Origin of the sequence: Lentisphaera marina (genome assembly GCF_028745505.1) — a bacterium.
GTDB lineage: Bacteria > Verrucomicrobiota > Lentisphaeria > Lentisphaerales > Lentisphaeraceae > Lentisphaera > Lentisphaera marina.
Genome location: NZ_JAQZZL010000002.1, coordinates 2065993 through 2082904, shown reverse-complemented (window position 1 = coordinate 2082904; position 16912 = coordinate 2065993). Strand labels below are relative to the sequence as shown.

Genomic DNA, 16912 nt, shown 5'->3' with positions numbered 1-16912 from the left:
TCGGTAATAATATAAATGAAAAAAAAGCATCTTATTAAACTAGGAATCACTCTATCAATTGTGGGATCTATTTATTTCATTTCTAGTTACAAAATAAGCGTAGATAAATTTCAAATGATTGAGAAAGCAAACAATTTATTTGATCCAAAAATGAAAATGATAAAAGGAAGTTACACACCATCCATGTTAGGTGGCCCATCTATATCAGGAACATTAAATAATAATGAGGCTGAAAGACTTAAAAACATAAATTCAAAAAACATGGAAATGGGTGCAATAATAAAGGGTGATTTAAAACTGATTATATATCTATCAGATAATCGCTTTAGAATCACAAAAAAAGAATAAAATCAAAAACCGAACCAAGAGTCGCACCTGAAATTCTCGTTCCTCGAATTCAGGTAAACTCAGACGTTATGATAGAATAAAAATTAAATGATAGAAACGATTATCCAACAAATCGCGGATGCACAAATTTAGAATTATCTAAAGACAAAAAATCTAGAATTATGCTGAGTCAGCAATAGCCTTATAAAAATGAAAAATTTAAAAGAAAATAGAAAAAATCATAACCAAAAAATGAACCTGAAATTCTCGTTCCTCGAATTCAGGTAATTTAGGTCGTTAGAATGAAAATTGGAATAAAGAATCTAGAACGAATTGTTACTGACAAAGCACATCACTTTATTCTTGGAATCACAGAATTAAGCTGACTAAATGCAGAGTCAACAATTCACCAAACTTAAACGCAAATCATCACTCAAAACACAATAAGTAAATGCGGAATCAGCAATTGATCGAATCATGTGTTTTATCCCTGATTTGGCTACTTATCAACAATTAAAATGGACAAATTCTAACCAAAAAATGAACCTGAAATTCTCGTTCCTCGAATTCAGGTAATTTAGGTCGTTAGACTCATAAATAATGAATAATATCAAACTAGCTTTATACCTTACTTGGACACAACTTCCTGTAAAAATACTACATGCATTCTCAATGGTTAGTGTATTAGGTAGTATTATTTATCCTTTTATCGTGCCTCCTGGTCAATACAAAGAATTTTTTACATTTCATATGATCTTGACTATTATAGGAATAACCTTCACCTTTTTTTATGTATGGTTGACTGTAAAAAAAATTCACCTTGTTAAAACAGGAGATTATATTTTAGGAGAATATGACGAACAAGGATTACACTTTATAGGGAGTGGAAACTATACAGTAAAATTCATATTCAATAATTGTGAATATAAAATATCCTTAGATAAAGAAACAGATGATATCAATTTATTCAACAGAAATTGTTATTTAGTTGTAGATCATCAAAAACCAACAAAAAACTTTATTTGGTTACCAGAAGAAAAATGGAAGAAACTGAAAAACGAAAAAGTCTAACCAAAAAATGAACCTGAAATTCTCGTTCCTCGCATTCAGGTAATTTAGGTCGTTAGAATGGAAAATGGAATAGTAAATCTAGAACGAATTGTTACTGACAAAGCAAATCACTTTATTCTTGGAATCACAGAATTAAGCTGACTAAATGCAGAGTCATCAATTCACCAAACTTAAACGCAAATCATCACTCAAAACACAATAAGTAAATGCGGAATCAGCAATTGATCGAATCATCTGTTTTATCCCTGATTTGGCTACTTATCAACAATTAAAATTGGACAAATTCTAACCAAAAAATCGAACTGATATTTTCGTTTTGAATCAAATTTTAAATAGAAAATACAGCTCATTTAAATCGTTAGATCAGAATAAAATTAATGAAAATTACTTGGGAAACGTAACTGACAAAGCAAGTCACCCTATTCTTCAAATCACAGAATTAAGCTGACTAAATGCGAACTCAGAAATTAACCAGAATTCAACGCAAACTATGCATCAAATACGATTCCAAGTATATGCGAACTCAGCAATAAAAAAGAAAATAAATCTAATTATCAACAGTAAAAAAGAAAAGATCTAACAAGAAGCCGGAAGGAAGATTTTCGCTAAGGCTCAATCTCCCTCAGCTTAAACGTTAGGCTAGAATAAAAATGAACATAATAGATAAAATACGAAATAAGACTTATAAACGATCTGAGCCCTACAAACCGAATTTGGAGAGTGATTGGAATAAACTTGAATCATTATTTAATTGTAAATTTGATGATGTTTTTAAAAACTTTCATGAGGTTCTACTCACAAATCATATTGAGGGTGGTTTTTTAACCATCAGAGAAATCTATAATTGTGATTCCATTAAAACTGTTTATGAGCAAGAAATGGAATGTGGTAATCTAACGGAAGATTATATTCCAATTTATGATGTAGGTAATGGAGATTGTGTTTGTATGAAAGCGAGTGAATGTCCACAATCAAAAATATACTATATTAGTCACGATGATGATCAAATAGAATGTCTACATGACTCATTTAAAGATTTAATTTCAGATACCGACTGGATAGAAATCTAAAAGCCTAACCAAAAAATCGAACTGATATTTTCGTTTTGAATCAAATTTTAAATAGAAAATACAGCTCATTTAAATCGTTAGACAATAATAATGAAGAATAAAAAAGTAACTGTAGCCACAGTTCTTACTATCGGTTTATTTGTTTTATCAGGCTATATTTATTTTAGAACTGATCATCAACTAGCAAATGGAAAAGGTATTGCTATTCACTCTATTCTTCCTCTAGCATTAATCGGTTTATGGTATATTTCTAGAGGTGGAAACTTACCAGATTGGTTGCATAAATTCACAGAAATGTCACCATTTGGAGGAACACTAAATCGAGATGATGATCCTAGGAATTTACCAATTTTAATAAGTCTTGGTATTCCAATTACCTTGTTATTATTAGTTATATACGCATTTATCAAAGCATGAAAGAAAAATAGTCTAACCAAAAAATGAACCTGAAATTCTCGTTCCTCGAATTCAGGTAATTTAGGTCGTTAGAATGGAAAATGGAATAATAAATCTAGAACGAATTGTTACTGACAAAGCACATCACTTTATTCTTGGAATCACAGAATTAAGCTGACTAAATGCAGAGTCAACAATTCACCAAACTTAAACGCAACTCATCACTCAAAACACAATAAGTAAATGCGGAATCAGCAATTGATCGAATCATCTGTTTTATCCCTGATTTGGCTACTTATCAACAATCAAAATGGACAAATTCTAACCAAAAAATGAACCTGAAATTCTCGTTCCTCGAATTCAGGTAATTTAGGTCGTTAGTTTGAAATAAAGTTAAAACACAAATTGTAGAAATGAGAATCCAAATAAATCGCAGATGCACGAAGTTAGAATTATCTGAATCATGATGATTTTAGAACAAAATCAGATCTGAATTATTTATCTCAAATGATAGAATTTTATAAATATAGAAACAAGAAATAGAAGACAAAAACTAACCAAAAAATGAACCTGAAATTCTCGTTCCTCGAATTCAGGTAATTTAGGTCGTTAGAATGGAAAATGGAATAATAAATCTAGAACGAATTGTTACTGATAAAGCACATCACTTTATTCTTGGAATCACAGAATTAAGCTGCCTAAATGCAGAGTCAACAATTCACCAAACTTAAACGCAAATCATCACTCAAAACACAATAAGTAAATGCGGAATCAGCAATTGATCGAATCATCTGTTTTATCCCTGATTTGGCTGCTTATCAACAATCAAAATGGACAAATTCTAACCAAAAAATCGAACTGATATTTTCGTTTTGAATCAAATTTCAAATAGAAAATACAGCTCATTTAGATCGTTAGTTTAATATAAATGGAAACTAGATTACACATAGCTACTCAAATAATTCTAATTATTATCCCCTTGATAATAACGTTCAAAATTGCTAAAGTTTTATACAATTCTAAAAAGGCTAAGGAAGCTAAACTTGCAATTATATTATCCATTCTAGCGTTGTTTCTAGAAGTAGTCAGATTCTTAGTTCCTATGTTCACATTCCATGGAAACAGCAGTACAAATATGGACACAATAAAGAAACTCATGGACTTAAATAAAGAAATTGTTTATCGAGCAGGACAAGCTAGAGAAATAATTTTCATTGTTATCTTATTTTTGATATATAGAGCAATAAAAAATAACAAAATGAAAGAAATAAAAAACTAACAAAGAGTCGCACCTGATATTCTCGCCTAGGCTCGAAAACAGGTAAACTCAGACGTTATGAAAAGAATAAAAAAGGTTAAGAATCATGTCTAATTTTTTTCGAAAAATAGATACTTCTATACTTCATGATATGGAAGTATTTGAATTATCCACACTTGGGCCTGATCCACAATTTAGTCATTGTTTGTATCTTGATATCGATAGAAGTTTCGTATTTAGATATCAGTGTGAAACACCGAATGAAAAGCATTACCTTGATTCCACGAAAAAAGGATTCCGAAAATTAATTAAGCTAATTGAATTCATGAAATATCATAAAGTTACTGACTTTGAACAAATATGTTTAGATGGCACTACAATTTCCATCAAATATAAATTTAAAAATCAAGATCAAAAAAATATCACCTTAGTAAATGTGGATTATTCAGATGATAGAGATCACAAATCCTTTTATCGACACTATATAAACGTTATTTGTAATATTAAAACGAAAATAATATGAGTTGTAGATCACAAAAAAAACCAATCATAACCAAAAAATGAACCTGAAATTCTCGTTCCTCGAATTCAGGTAATTTAGGTCGTTATGTGAGAATAAATATTAACTATTTGTATTGCTGGTATTAAAAAGTAAATTATAAAAAACCAATTTGAGAGTATCATGATAAAGGTTATAAAACGAGTTTCAAAAAAACAAAATACTGATTTAGCTTTTTGGTTAAAACAAACACCAGAAGAGCGCTTATCATGTGTAGAATTATTAAGGCGTCAATACAATGGAAATTCATCCAGACTTCAACGATCTGCTAAACTTATTCAACGAACAAAAAGTTAAATATATAATCGTTGGTGGGTATGCGCTTGCATACCATGGAGCACCAAGGTATACAGGCGACATTGATCTGTGGATCAAAATTTCTCAAGATAATGCAGAAAAAGTTGTGAGTGCTCTAAACGAATTTGGTTTTGGTGCTCTAGGCATTAAACAAGAAGACTTCATTCATGAAGATCAAGTTCTTCAATTAGGCTATCCGCCAGTTCGAATCGATATTATGACATCAATAGATGGAGTAGATTTTGATTCTGCATATAAAAATGCCGAAAAGACAACAATGGGAGATTTAGAAATCATCATGATCTCCAAAAGCGACTTGATTAAAAATAAGAAAGCAACAGCAAGACACCAAGATTTAGCTGATTTAGAATCTCTGGGAGAACTATAAACACATAACATAACACTGAAGTAGAGGTTCTCGCTAAGGCTCGAATCCTACTTAGTTTGCTCGTTAGAATGGAAAATGGAATAGTAAATCTAGAATGAATTGTTACTGACAAAGCACATCACTTTATTCTTGGAATCACAGAATTAAGCTGACTAAATGCAGAGTCAACAATTCACCAAACTTAAACGCAAATCATCACTCAAAACACAATAAGTAAATGCGGAATCAGCAATTGATCGAATCATGTGTTTTATCCATGATTTGGCTACTTATCAACAATCAAAATGGACAAATTCTAACCAAAAAATCGAACTGATATTTTCGTTTTGAATCAAATTTTAAATAGAAAATACAGCTCATTTAAGTCGTTAGTTTGAAATAAAATTAAAAACAAATTGTAGAAATGAGAATCCAAATAAATCGCAGATGCACGAAGTTAGAATTATCTGAATCATGATGATTTTAGAACAAAATCAGATCTGAATTATTTATCTCAAATGATAGAATTTTATAAATATAGAAACAAGAAATAGAAGACAAAAACTAACCAAAAAATCGAACTGATATTTTCGTTTTGAATCAAATTTTGATTAGAAAATACAGCTCATTTAAATCGTTAGGCTAGAATAAAAAATGGAATACTTCACAATAAAACTCATCTGTAAACCAGATCAAGAAAAACTAACTGCAATACAAGTTAGAGAACTTTTAGAATCGATAGATCAAATCTCATTTATCGACTCAAAGGAAAGTACAGATTTAGGACTAGCAAACTCTCCATTAACTGAAATAGCCCTAATGACATATTCTAAAGAAGATAATGAATATTATGATGTGGAAAACAAAGAAGACATTGTAAGTATGATAGAGATTCAACACTTAAGTTGCTTTTTACCTAATGGTCATAAAAATGCTAAAACTTTAAGTACACAAATAAACCACAGACTATTGTGGAAACTGGAAGACGAAATAACAAAAGCCTAACCAAAAAATGAACCTGAAATTCTCGTTACTCGAATTCAGGTAATTTAGGTCGTTATGATAAAATAAAATGAAAACAAACATTCACAATTTAAGTAGATTTGATCTTACTTTTGAAGATTTAAATAATACCAATTATGAGCTATATATAAGAGCCCATTTCAAGTATCCAGAAATAGATGACTTTATTAAATATACCCCAGAAAAGCGAAAAAAGTTATTATCAAAATTTTGTAGAAATCAACTAAAAGAAATAACAGAGAATTTGGATCAAAATAATTATCAAATCATTGGTAAAAAGAATGATCCAAGAGGAATAGAAGGGTGGTTTACATCATCAGATCTTTTAAAACTAACAAAATGTAGTGCGATTTTTGTAGAAAAAATCAAAGGCAAAAAAGAAACAAATAAACAAGTCAATGAATCACCCATTATCGGTTGGTTTAGTGTTACCGCTCTATATGCAATTCAGATAGAAAACCAAGAAAAAGGTTTACAAACTCAAGAAGAACGAACTATGATTGTTCGAGCTCATGATACAGAGGAAGCTATTCAAAAAGTTAAAAGGGAATCTAAGAGTTATTCAGAACCCTACCTAAACGGTGATTTTAAACTTGTTAGATGGAAGCTCATAGAAATAATAGATGTTGAATTCATGGAATATGAATTTCAAGATGATGTAATTGAAGTTTCATCACATAGATATGATAAAAAAATTAAAAAAAACATGATCTGGAATAATAAATATAAATCATAACCAAAAAATGAACCTGAAATTCTCGTTCCTCGAATTCAGGTAATTTAGGTCGTTAGAATGGAAAATGGAATAGTAAATCTAGAACGAATTGTTACTGACAAAGCAAATCACTTTATTCTTGGAATCACAGAATTAAGCTGACTAAATGCAGAGTCAACAATTCACCAAACTTAAACGCAAATCATCACTCAAAACACAATAAGTAAATGCGGAATCAGCAATTGATCGAATCATCTGTTTTATCCATGATTTGGCTACTTATCAACAATCAAAATGGACAAATTCTAACCAAAAAATCGAACTGATATTTTCGTTTTGAATCAAATTTTAAATAGAAAATACAGCTCATTTAAATCGTTCGATAAATAAATAATGAAATCAAATTTAAAACGAAGAGATGTCTTAATAATCATTGGAATCATTCTGGTTCTTGTGAGTATTCTAACATCTCAAATTATGGTAGCAAAAGACAAAGCTTTACAGAAAAGCTGCATCAGTAATTTAAAACAAATATCCACTTCCATGATCATGTATTATTCTATTCAAGATTCATATGTATACATGCCTAAAACACTAAGTGTTATCAATTCTGCTCCAGACCCACATAATGCTTACAATATGTGGGAATTAGAAGACAGTACTTTCAACTGTGATGCAAAACATGACACTCCAGTAATCACTGAAAAGAAAAAAGAGAATAGTTACTCTTTTTGTGAACCAAAGAACAATGGTGTAACACCAGGTATTAAATACCTAGAAATAGAATCACATGAAAGGCCCATTGCTGGAGATCAGACAGTTCACTCAAATGGTGGTAAAGCAACAATATTCTATGCAGATGGACATGTAGAAACACAATATTCCAATTCATCACAAATTAAGTATGAACCTAAGAAAAAATAAACAATCGAACCATGAGCTGCAGTGAAGATTTTCGCCTAGGCTCAAATCTCACTAATCTCGGTCGTTAGAGTAGAATAAAATGAAACAAAAAAACTTGTACATCATAATAATTATCAGTATTTTTTTCAGCATAATAACTGGCTACTATATCGGTAAGAAACACTCGACATTAGAGCTTTACAACTACAAAGCAGCATACATGGCAACAGTTAAAAAGTATACATTAATTGTTTCACAATTAGACCCAAAAGCTCACTCAAAATTAATTCATGAACTTATACAGAAAGACATAGAATTCAGAAATAATTTCAATTACGACACACCATCTGAAAAAGCATTGGATCAAATACACAAATTTAATGATGTACTATATCAAATAGAAGAAAAAATAATTAATGGACAAACTCTAACCAAAAAATCGAACTGATATTTTCGTTTTGAATCACATTTCAAATAGAAAATACAGCTCATTTAGATCGTTAGTTGAACATAAATGATTAAACATTTCAATAAAATTTTATTTCTCCTCACCGCATTATACGTGTGGGCAACCTTTGGCATAATGAGGTTAAATATGCAACAAATGGGATTTTTGAGAGTTATTAAAGATGATAATGAAAAGTTAAATCAATTATCAAGAACTCTCATACGAAAAATCAATCAGATATATTTATTCCATATCATCATATCAATAATCATCTTTTTTGTAGTCACATATGTCATCAAAAAAGTCAAAATTGAAAAAGAAAAACAACTAACAAGAAGCCGGAAGGAAGATTTTCGCTAAGGCTCAATCTCCCTCAGCTTAAACGTTAGACATACATAAAATATGAATAAAAAAGTCCTCGTAGTATTAATTGCTATACCCTTTATAAAAAACCTTTTTTTCATCAGGTCTTCTGATCATTTCATGGGAATACTCAGCACATTTCTGTTAATAATTTTATTTGCTCTTTTTCACACTTGGATTATGGACGAAATGATGAAAAATGAAAAAAAGTTTGGAACAAAAAAAGGTCTTAATTTAATAAACAACATACAGTTCTATGGTCTTATAATAGGCGGTACGATGAGTTACATAGACACACTATTTTCCAACACATTTCAAGAACCAATTTATCTAGCAGTCCTTATCCCATTAAAGAAATCTTTATCGATAAAAAACAATTATTTATCAGAAGTACAATCACAAAAAATAGAAACAAAAGTCTAACAAGGAGTCGCACCTGAAATTCTCGTTCCTCGAATTCAGGTAAACTCAGACGTTCGGTAAATATAAAATATGACTAAAGTAACACAGTTTATTGAATCCTTTTTAGGAAGTTCTGCATCCTCTAATCAAAGTGGAATAGTCGATATACATAATTTTGAAGAACTGAATGAATATATAAAAAATTTAAGTTTTGAACACGAGAAAGAATTAGAACAAAATGAAGCTCTTAAAAAATTAAATATTGGATTTTCTTTTTGTTTGAAAACTGACCATGAATTATATCAAATTGGTATATCTAAATCAGGTTGGTTAATAGTTAGAATCAAACCAGAACCTACGGGATTTATTAAGTCCTCTTCCCCATCAAATGATGAAACACTTGTTCCGTTCTATCTTCCTGGTTGGAGAGACATTCCAAAATCTGAATTAATAAACGAACTTGAAGCAATTAACTTCATAAAAGAAATCATATAGAAAATACCGAACCAAAAAATGAACCTGAAATTCTCGTTCCTCGAATTCAGGTAATTTAGGTCGTTAGTATAGAATAAATTTAAATGTCAGAAACAATTATCCCATGAATCGCAGATGCACACATTCACAATGATCAGAATTTAGATAATTTTAGAACTAAATTGAATCAGAAATAATTATCTCAAATGATCAGATTTTATAAATTAAAAAACAAAAAAAAGACGAAATACTAACCAAAAAATCGAACTGATATTTTCGTTTTGAATCAAATTTTAAATAGAAAATACAGCTCATTTAGGTCGTTAGGGTAGAATAAAATTAAATAAAGGATCTTCATTATGACAATGGCATTATGCTTCAACTGTGGTGATACAAAATTTGGTGCTTTGTGCCCTTGCCCAAAATGTTCAGCAGGACCAACAGAAGATATGGGTTTAGATATCCTCTTTAGTGACCATAATTTTTCAGTATCTACACTGAACGAATTTGGGAATGTAATCAAAGCTATATCCTCTGTATCAGATAATGATGAACTACGTTTCTATTCCTTTATGTTATACCTTTCTAATAATCATAATGAACTGTTACAGGTCAATTATGAGGATGAACAAAATGCTCTTTGTAGTTCGATACTAGAAAAAGCTAATGTCCCATTAGTTAAAATTGAACAATCCCAACAAGCAAAATTGAAACAAGAGCACGACCTTCCTCCTGCAACAGATGAAGAAATGGCGGCACTTCGATCCATGATGTCAGAACTTAAAAATAATCAACAGCCTACTAAATCATGGTGGCAGTTTTGGAAATAATTAACAAAACCCTAACCAAAAAATGAACCTGAAATTCTCGTTCCTCGAATTCAGGTAATTTAGGTCGTTAGAATAATAAAATGAAAAAGTTTTATCCCACCATTATCAGTCTTATTTTGATTCTCATTATGACATTCATCATGATTAGTCCTTCCGAGAACCAACCATTTTGGGGGGAAAATTTAAAATTAATTATCGATAAAAATACACACTTATCTCTACACTATGAGGAACATTCATTTGGTGGAGTTCAAATTACTAAAGTAGTTGATGGTAAGAATGTATGGGAAAAATATTGTGAACCACAGGATATATATCTAAAAAAATCACCTAGACATAAAGTCGAAATTACGACTTCAGAAAATGAATTTACAATTATTAGTACACTTCTTTCTTTAAGAACTGATGGTGGTTTCATAGTTGAAGAAACACGAAATATAAAAACTGGTTCTCTAATCAGTAGAATAACAAAAAAATTCTAACAAGAAGCCGGAAGGAAGATTTTCGCTAAGGCTCAATCTCCCTCAGCTTAGACGTTATACTGAAAAACAGAATACAAAATGAACTATACATACAAAAATTTAGATTTAAGCACAGCAGAATCAATAATTAAAAATCTAGATGAATCTGAAGGGTATGATTTTATTAAAAATTGGGCTTATACCTTACATTTTTTAAATTCACAATTTTTATCAAAGTCTGAATTAACAGAACAGCAGTATGAATATTTAGGCAGATGTTTCTCGTACTCACAACTAAATAGTCTTAATCCTGAATCCGTGAGCTGATCTTAAAAAACAGCTTAAAAACAAGAAAACCTGTTGGTTTATAGTAATTTAAGTTACGACACCAAAATCACCCAACAGGTTTTCTCATGAATAAAGCATTTAAACTCGACACAGGCAATGATTCCCTTCACAGTATTGGCGGAATATTTTTAGGTGGCCAAGTCCTTCAACAAAGTGAAATTGACGATGAGTTCAATACAGATCACAAGGCCAATCATATCTTTCAAGATCTAGATATTTTCAAATCACAGGTGGGGTTACTGATTCAGGGGCGTGAACGCTTCACAGATATTAGTCAGTTTCGTGAAAACGAAGTCTTTATGAAATCACTTGGATTAAACAAAGTTCCATCCGAGGAACGTTTGCGTCAACGACTAGAAATCATGTCTTCTGAGCATGAAGTGCATTTAAAATCAGCGAATACAAACCTGCTCAAAAAACAGTGTATAGGTAATATATCAAAAGGGGGGATGAATTTTATTCCACTCGATATGGATGTATCACCCATGGATAACTCCGGTAGCCATAAAGAAAATGTGAGTTGGACATATAAAAATCATGACGGATTTTCTCCCATGTTTGCCTACCTTGGAACTGAGGGCTTTATGCTAAATAATGAGCTGCGTCCAGGTTCACAGCATGCACAAAAAGGGATGCCAGAGTTCTTAGATGACAGCTTTACTATGATCAAAAAATTAAAGCTTAAGCACCCCGTACTACTTCGTTTAGATTCCGCTCACGATGCTGAGGTTAATTTCGGACACCTTCCTGATGATCAATATTTTCTGATTAAACGGAACCTTAGAAAGGAATCTAAAGAACAGTGGCTATCCAACGCACGGCGTTTAGGGCGACAGCTTAAATCTCGAGATGGTAAGAGTGTCTTTGTCGGTGAACTCCATCACAAACATCCTGGAAACAATGAAGAACATAAAGTGGTTCCTGTTATTTTTAAAGTTACGGAACGACTCGAAGATCAAGATGGCAATCGACTTTTGATGCCAGAAATCGAAGTGGAGACCTATTGGACGAATTTACCTTTAGAAGCCGAGGATGTGATCGAACTTTATCACGATCATGGAACCAGTGAGCAGTTCCATAGCGAATTGAAGAGCGATATGAATGTAGAGCGTTTACCCTCAGGGAAATTTAAAGCGAATCAATTCTTTTTGCACTGCGCTATGCTCGCTTTTAATGTGCTCAGAGTCATTGGTAATCACCTTATCCATAATAAATCTTTGGCTCCAATTAAAATCAAAGCCCAACGACGCCGCCTACGGTGCGTGATACGTGACTTGATTTTAACCGCTTGTAAACACGTAAAGCACGCAGGAGATGAAACTCTCAAGTTTGGTCGACATAGCCCTTGGTTTAAGCTGTATCAAAAAATATCATTTAGCCTTTAATCCACTAATAAGAAGTTTATTGCAAAGCTCTTTTATTGAGTTTTGTGCTTTACTCTGTCCAAGTTGGGTGAATTGCCTTAGAAATTGCTATATTTACTATCCTTAGACACCTGATCACGAGCGATAGGCTTAAGAAATAAGGACATCTCACAATCTGGGATAAAAACGATCTAAGAATTACTCGACCAAACCATTATCTCATGAATCTCAAAACCTGATCACGGATTCAGGTTAATAATCGCTATAACGAAAAAATTAGGAATGTTAGAGCATTAGATAAAAAGAAATATAAAAACTTTGCAAATGAATTATTTTTGAATACTGATGTACGACTAGGGAATTTTCTAATTAATGACTTTCTTAGAAAAATAAAAGAAAAAAGTATTGAAACTAAACAGTCATTAGAGTTTTGGGATAACCCTAGAGAATTACACAAACTGTTGTATAACAAACCGATAAGTGATGAACGATTAGCAGAAATTAAACAACAATCCCAGAACAGAAAGAAAAAAGAGCACGAACATCAAAAGTATATCAAATCTTTAAAAGACAAAAACATTGAGCCCATAACAGATCAATTCATAAAAGATTTAGACTTATTTGATTCATCGGAACAACGAATGGGAATTGTATATGACTACGCTAAAAGTTATAAAAAATTCAAGAATGACAATAATACAGTTCAATTAGATTATATGCTTCAAGAACATTTAATTAAAGAAGTCTTCTCTGATTTCAAAAAAGTTTATGTATACATAAAACGTGGGAAAACGAGTCGTTGGGGAGGAGAGTTTGATCGAATAGATCTTGATGTCATGGAATTAATCTATCAAGATATGAAACAAATAATGGATTCAAAAAAAGTATAACAAGAAACTGGAGTTGATACTTTCGTTGTGAGTCACAATTTAGATAGAAAGTACGAACTCAGTTTAGACGTTCGGTAATAATAAAAATGAAAAAAAAGCATCTTATTAAACTAGGAATCACTCTATCAATTGTGGGATCTATTTATTTCATTTCTAGCTACAAAATAAGCGTAGATAAATTTCAAATGATTGAGGAAGCAAATAATTTGTTTGATCCAAAAATGAAAATGATAAAAGGAAGTTACACACCATCCATGTTAGGTGGCCCATCTATATCAGGAACATTAAATAATAATGAGGCTGAAAGACTGAAAAACATAAATTCAAAAAACATGGAAATGGGTGCAATAATAAAGGGTGATTTAAAACTGATTATATATCTATCAGATAATCGCTTTAGAATCACAAAAAAAGAATAAAATCAAAAACCGAACAAAGAGTCGCACCTGATATTCTCGCCTAGGCTCGAAAACAGGTAAACTCAGACGTTAGATCAGACAGAAATTGTTTTATATCAATGTTAGAACTATATTAGTATAAACTTTTACATAAGAGGTAAAATTATGCAAATGAATGTATCACTTACACCTGAATTACATGAGATTGTTCAACGTAAAGTTAAATCTGGATTATACTCGAATGCTAGTGAAGTAATTAGAGACTCAATTAGAAACTTAGAAAAAGAAGAACAGAAACAAAAGTCCTGGGACTCTCTTAATAATTTACTAAGCGAAGCTGCTAATTCTGGCAGATCTGAATCCTCAATTGATGATATTGTAAATAGAGTCACCAAACAGAATGGATAAAAAGTATTTTTTAACTCAGAATGCTGAAATAGATTTTGAAAACATTGTTAAATATACACTTGAAGAATGGGGCTTAAATCAAGTTTCTATTTACCAAAACCAATTAAAAAAAAGATTAAACGCAATAGTTATTTTTCCAGATATTGGAAGAAAGCACCCACAATTGTCCTCTGATGTATATTACATCTCTGAAGGTAAACATTATATCTTCTACAGACAATGCGATGATGGAATCGAAATACTTAGATTTTTACATCATCAAATGGATATAATTAAACATATTTCTGAAGAACTCTAAAGATCTAACCAAAAAATGAACCTGAAATTCTCGTTCCTCGTATTCAGGTGATTTAGGTCGTTCGGTAACAATAAAAAAATGAAAAAACAATTTTATCTATCTTTACTAGGAACATTAATTTCATTCCTATTGTTAGCATATTCTATCTTAACAAAAACTAGTATCATGCTAGCGAACTTAAGCTTAGGGTCATTCTTTCTCTGTTTTAGTACAGCTATTTTTTCTATCACTATCTATAATCATAAAAATGGTGGTCCTGTTATAGCTCATATTAACTCGAGTAAAGAAGAAATTGGACCAGGATCTATTCAATATAAATTGATTTTAGGTATCTTTTATTTTGTAGCGACAATTTTTTTAATTATAGCGCTTAGTTTTATTGGTTCTGAATTGTTTTTTGGACACCATATTTTAAAAGAAGGATAAAAACCGAACCAAAAAATGCACCTGATATTCTCGTACCTCGAAAACAGGTGATTTAGGTCGTTCTGTAGGAATAATAAAAAAAGATTTTTAGAGCAAACGCAGTGAAAAACGAAATACGATTATCAATCTGTATTTAGCCTCTTAAATCACCATGAATTACGAAGCTGATTTGGATCACAAACTCAGACAAATGCGAAGTCAGCAATAGTCCTATAGAAATGAAAAAATTAAAAGAAAATAGAAAAATACAGAACCAGTAACTGGAGTTGATACTTTCGTTATGAGTCACAATTTAAATAGAAAGTACAAACTCAGTTTAGACGTTAGAATGGAAATTGGAATAATAAATCTACAACGAATTGTTAATGACAAAGCAAATCACTTTATTCTTGGAATCACAGAATTAAGCTGACTAAATGCAGAGTCAACAATTCACCAAACTTAAACGCAAATCATCACTCAAAACACAATAAGTAAATGCGGAATCAGCAATTGATCGAATCATGTGTTTTATCCCTGATTTGGCTACTTATCAACAATCAAAATGGACAAATTCTAACCAAAAAATCGAACTGATATTTTCGTTTTGAATCAAATTTTAAATAGAAAATACAGCTCATTTAAGTCGTTAGATGAACAATAAACATGAATAAAAACGAACTCTACAAAGAAATTCTGTATCAATCAATTCTCATCATCAGAATGAATGCAGGAGCACATAAACGAATTGATGGAAATGAAGCAAAAGAAGCTCTAAGTGGAATTAACGAATTAAGTTATTTAATACACAAAATTCCCAAAAATTTGGATAAGAAAGAAATAACAGATAACGATCATAATTTTGTGAAGTACGCAATTCCAAGATTTTACACAAAGTATGGGAAAGAAGGAATCATTGGTGAACTTCTTGAACAATTTAAAGAACTAATAAAGAAATAGAAAAACATCTAACAAGAAGCCGGAAGGAAGATTTTCGCTAAGGCTCAAATCTCCCTCAGCTTAAACGTTAGGCTAGAATAAAAATGAACATAATAGATAAAATACGAAATAAGACTTATAAACGATCTGAGCCCTACAAACCGAATTTGGAGAGTGATTGGAATAAACTTGAATCATTATTTAATTGTAAATTTGATGATGTTTTTAAAAACTTTCATGAGGTTCTACTCACAAATCATATTGAGGGTGGTTTTTTAACCATCAGAGAAATCTATAATTGTGATTCCATTAAAACTGTTTATGAGCAAGAAATGGAATGTGGTAATCTAACGGAAGATTATATTCCAATTTATGATGTAGGTAATGGAGATTGTGTTTGTATGAAAGCGAGTGAATGTCCACAATCAAAAATATACTATATTAGTCACGATGATGATCAAATAGAATGTCTACATGACTCATTTAAAGATTTAATTTCAGATACCGACTGGATAGAAATCTAAAAGCCTAACCAAAAAATCGAACTGATATTTTCGTTTCGAATCAAATTTTAAATAGAAAATACAGCTCATTTAGATCGTTCTGTAGGAATAATAAAAAAAGATTTTTAGGGCAAACGAAGTAGAAAACGAAATACGATTATCAATCTGTATTTTGCCTCTTAAATCACCATGAATTACGAAGCTAACTTGGATCACAAACTCAGACAAATGCGAAGTCTGCAATAGTCCGATAGAAATGAAAAAATCAAAAAAAAATAGAAAAATAGGTAGTGTCCCAAATTTTCTGTAAATTCTGCTATAGCTCTACTTTAAGAGTTATGAATAGCTTCCGAGACTTCGCGAGAATGGGAACTTTCTCGTCGGAGCGAAATTGA

Annotated in this window: 22 protein-coding genes; all 22 read left to right on the top strand. The window is 31.1% G+C overall.

Annotated features, from left to right (window positions below):
- Positions 1 to 15 precede the first annotated feature (15 nt).
- The 22 genes from PQO01_RS19595 to PQO01_RS19490 all read left to right on the top strand — a co-directional run bounded on the left by PQO01_RS19595 (position 16) and on the right by PQO01_RS19490 (position 16538).
- Positions 16 to 348, top strand: coding sequence for a hypothetical protein (locus tag PQO01_RS19595; RefSeq protein WP_274315920.1), 333 nt, complete (start codon positions 16 to 18; stop codon positions 346 to 348).
- A 579-nt stretch (positions 349 to 927) separates the two neighbouring features.
- Complete coding sequence (locus PQO01_RS19590) at positions 928 to 1398, top strand: hypothetical protein (RefSeq protein ID WP_274315919.1); 471 nt, start codon at positions 928 to 930, stop codon at positions 1396 to 1398.
- Between the two features lie 650 nt (positions 1399 to 2048).
- Positions 2049 to 2468, top strand: coding sequence for an SMI1/KNR4 family protein (locus PQO01_RS19585; protein WP_274315901.1), 420 nt, complete (start codon positions 2049 to 2051; stop codon positions 2466 to 2468).
- Positions 2469 to 2558: 90 nt separating this feature from the next.
- Complete coding sequence (locus PQO01_RS19580; protein ID WP_274315918.1) at positions 2559 to 2885, top strand: hypothetical protein; 327 nt, start codon at positions 2559 to 2561, stop codon at positions 2883 to 2885.
- Positions 2886 to 4228: 1343 nt separating this feature from the next.
- Complete coding sequence (locus PQO01_RS19575) at positions 4229 to 4645, top strand: hypothetical protein (RefSeq protein WP_274315917.1); 417 nt, start codon at positions 4229 to 4231, stop codon at positions 4643 to 4645.
- 274 nt (positions 4646 to 4919) lie between these two features.
- Positions 4920 to 5366, top strand: a complete 447-nt coding sequence (locus PQO01_RS19570; protein ID WP_274315916.1) for a DUF6036 family nucleotidyltransferase — start codon at positions 4920 to 4922, stop codon at positions 5364 to 5366.
- Between the two features lie 633 nt (positions 5367 to 5999).
- The gene (locus PQO01_RS19565; protein WP_274315915.1) at positions 6000 to 6350 is read left to right on the top strand and encodes a hypothetical protein; all 351 of its coding nucleotides are present in this window, start codon (positions 6000 to 6002) and stop codon (positions 6348 to 6350) included.
- A gap of 67 nt (positions 6351 to 6417) precedes the next feature.
- Positions 6418 to 7104 carry a DUF4288 domain-containing protein gene (locus PQO01_RS19560; protein ID WP_274315914.1) on the top strand — a complete coding sequence of 229 codons (687 nt, stop codon included), beginning with the start codon at positions 6418 to 6420 and terminating at the stop codon, positions 7102 to 7104.
- Between the two features lie 432 nt (positions 7105 to 7536).
- Complete coding sequence (locus PQO01_RS19555; protein ID WP_274315913.1) at positions 7537 to 8007, top strand: hypothetical protein; 471 nt, start codon at positions 7537 to 7539, stop codon at positions 8005 to 8007.
- 79 nt (positions 8008 to 8086) lie between these two features.
- A complete protein-coding gene (locus PQO01_RS19550; RefSeq protein ID WP_274315912.1) occupies positions 8087 to 8434 on the top strand; it encodes a hypothetical protein in 348 nt (115 codons plus the stop codon).
- Positions 8435 to 8986: 552 nt separating this feature from the next.
- Positions 8987 to 9220: a hypothetical protein gene (locus PQO01_RS19545; RefSeq protein ID WP_274315911.1), complete on the top strand. Its 234-nt coding sequence runs from the start codon at positions 8987 to 8989 to the stop codon at positions 9218 to 9220.
- 69 nt (positions 9221 to 9289) lie between these two features.
- Entirely contained in the window at positions 9290 to 9694 is a 405-nt protein-coding gene (locus PQO01_RS19540; RefSeq protein WP_274315910.1) for a hypothetical protein, read from the top strand.
- A 338-nt stretch (positions 9695 to 10032) separates the two neighbouring features.
- Entirely contained in the window at positions 10033 to 10503 is a 471-nt protein-coding gene (locus PQO01_RS19535) for a hypothetical protein (protein ID WP_274315909.1), read from the top strand.
- An 80-nt stretch (positions 10504 to 10583) separates the two neighbouring features.
- The gene (locus PQO01_RS19530; RefSeq protein WP_274315908.1) at positions 10584 to 10985 is read left to right on the top strand and encodes a hypothetical protein; all 402 of its coding nucleotides are present in this window, start codon (positions 10584 to 10586) and stop codon (positions 10983 to 10985) included.
- A gap of 392 nt (positions 10986 to 11377) precedes the next feature.
- Positions 11378 to 12697, top strand: coding sequence for an IS1380 family transposase (locus tag PQO01_RS19525; RefSeq protein WP_274311999.1), 1320 nt, complete (start codon positions 11378 to 11380; stop codon positions 12695 to 12697).
- 314 nt (positions 12698 to 13011) lie between these two features.
- Entirely contained in the window at positions 13012 to 13566 is a 555-nt protein-coding gene (locus PQO01_RS19520) for a hypothetical protein (protein ID WP_274315907.1), read from the top strand.
- 86 nt (positions 13567 to 13652) lie between these two features.
- A complete protein-coding gene (locus PQO01_RS19515) occupies positions 13653 to 13985 on the top strand; it encodes a hypothetical protein (protein ID WP_274315906.1) in 333 nt (110 codons plus the stop codon).
- A 144-nt stretch (positions 13986 to 14129) separates the two neighbouring features.
- Complete coding sequence (locus tag PQO01_RS19510; RefSeq protein WP_274315905.1) at positions 14130 to 14372, top strand: type II toxin-antitoxin system ParD family antitoxin; 243 nt, start codon at positions 14130 to 14132, stop codon at positions 14370 to 14372.
- On the top strand, positions 14365 to 14670 hold the full coding sequence (locus tag PQO01_RS19505; RefSeq protein WP_274315904.1) for a type II toxin-antitoxin system RelE/ParE family toxin: 306 nt from the start codon (positions 14365 to 14367) through the stop codon (positions 14668 to 14670). Before PQO01_RS19510 ends, PQO01_RS19505 begins: the two co-directional genes overlap by 8 nt.
- 78 nt (positions 14671 to 14748) lie before the next feature.
- The gene (locus PQO01_RS19500; protein ID WP_274315903.1) at positions 14749 to 15096 is read left to right on the top strand and encodes a hypothetical protein; all 348 of its coding nucleotides are present in this window, start codon (positions 14749 to 14751) and stop codon (positions 15094 to 15096) included.
- A 645-nt stretch (positions 15097 to 15741) separates the two neighbouring features.
- Complete coding sequence (locus tag PQO01_RS19495) at positions 15742 to 16035, top strand: hypothetical protein (RefSeq protein WP_274315902.1); 294 nt, start codon at positions 15742 to 15744, stop codon at positions 16033 to 16035.
- Between the two features lie 83 nt (positions 16036 to 16118).
- Positions 16119 to 16538 carry an SMI1/KNR4 family protein gene (locus tag PQO01_RS19490; RefSeq protein ID WP_274315901.1) on the top strand — a complete coding sequence of 140 codons (420 nt, stop codon included), beginning with the start codon at positions 16119 to 16121 and terminating at the stop codon, positions 16536 to 16538.
- Positions 16539 to 16912 lie beyond the last annotated feature (374 nt).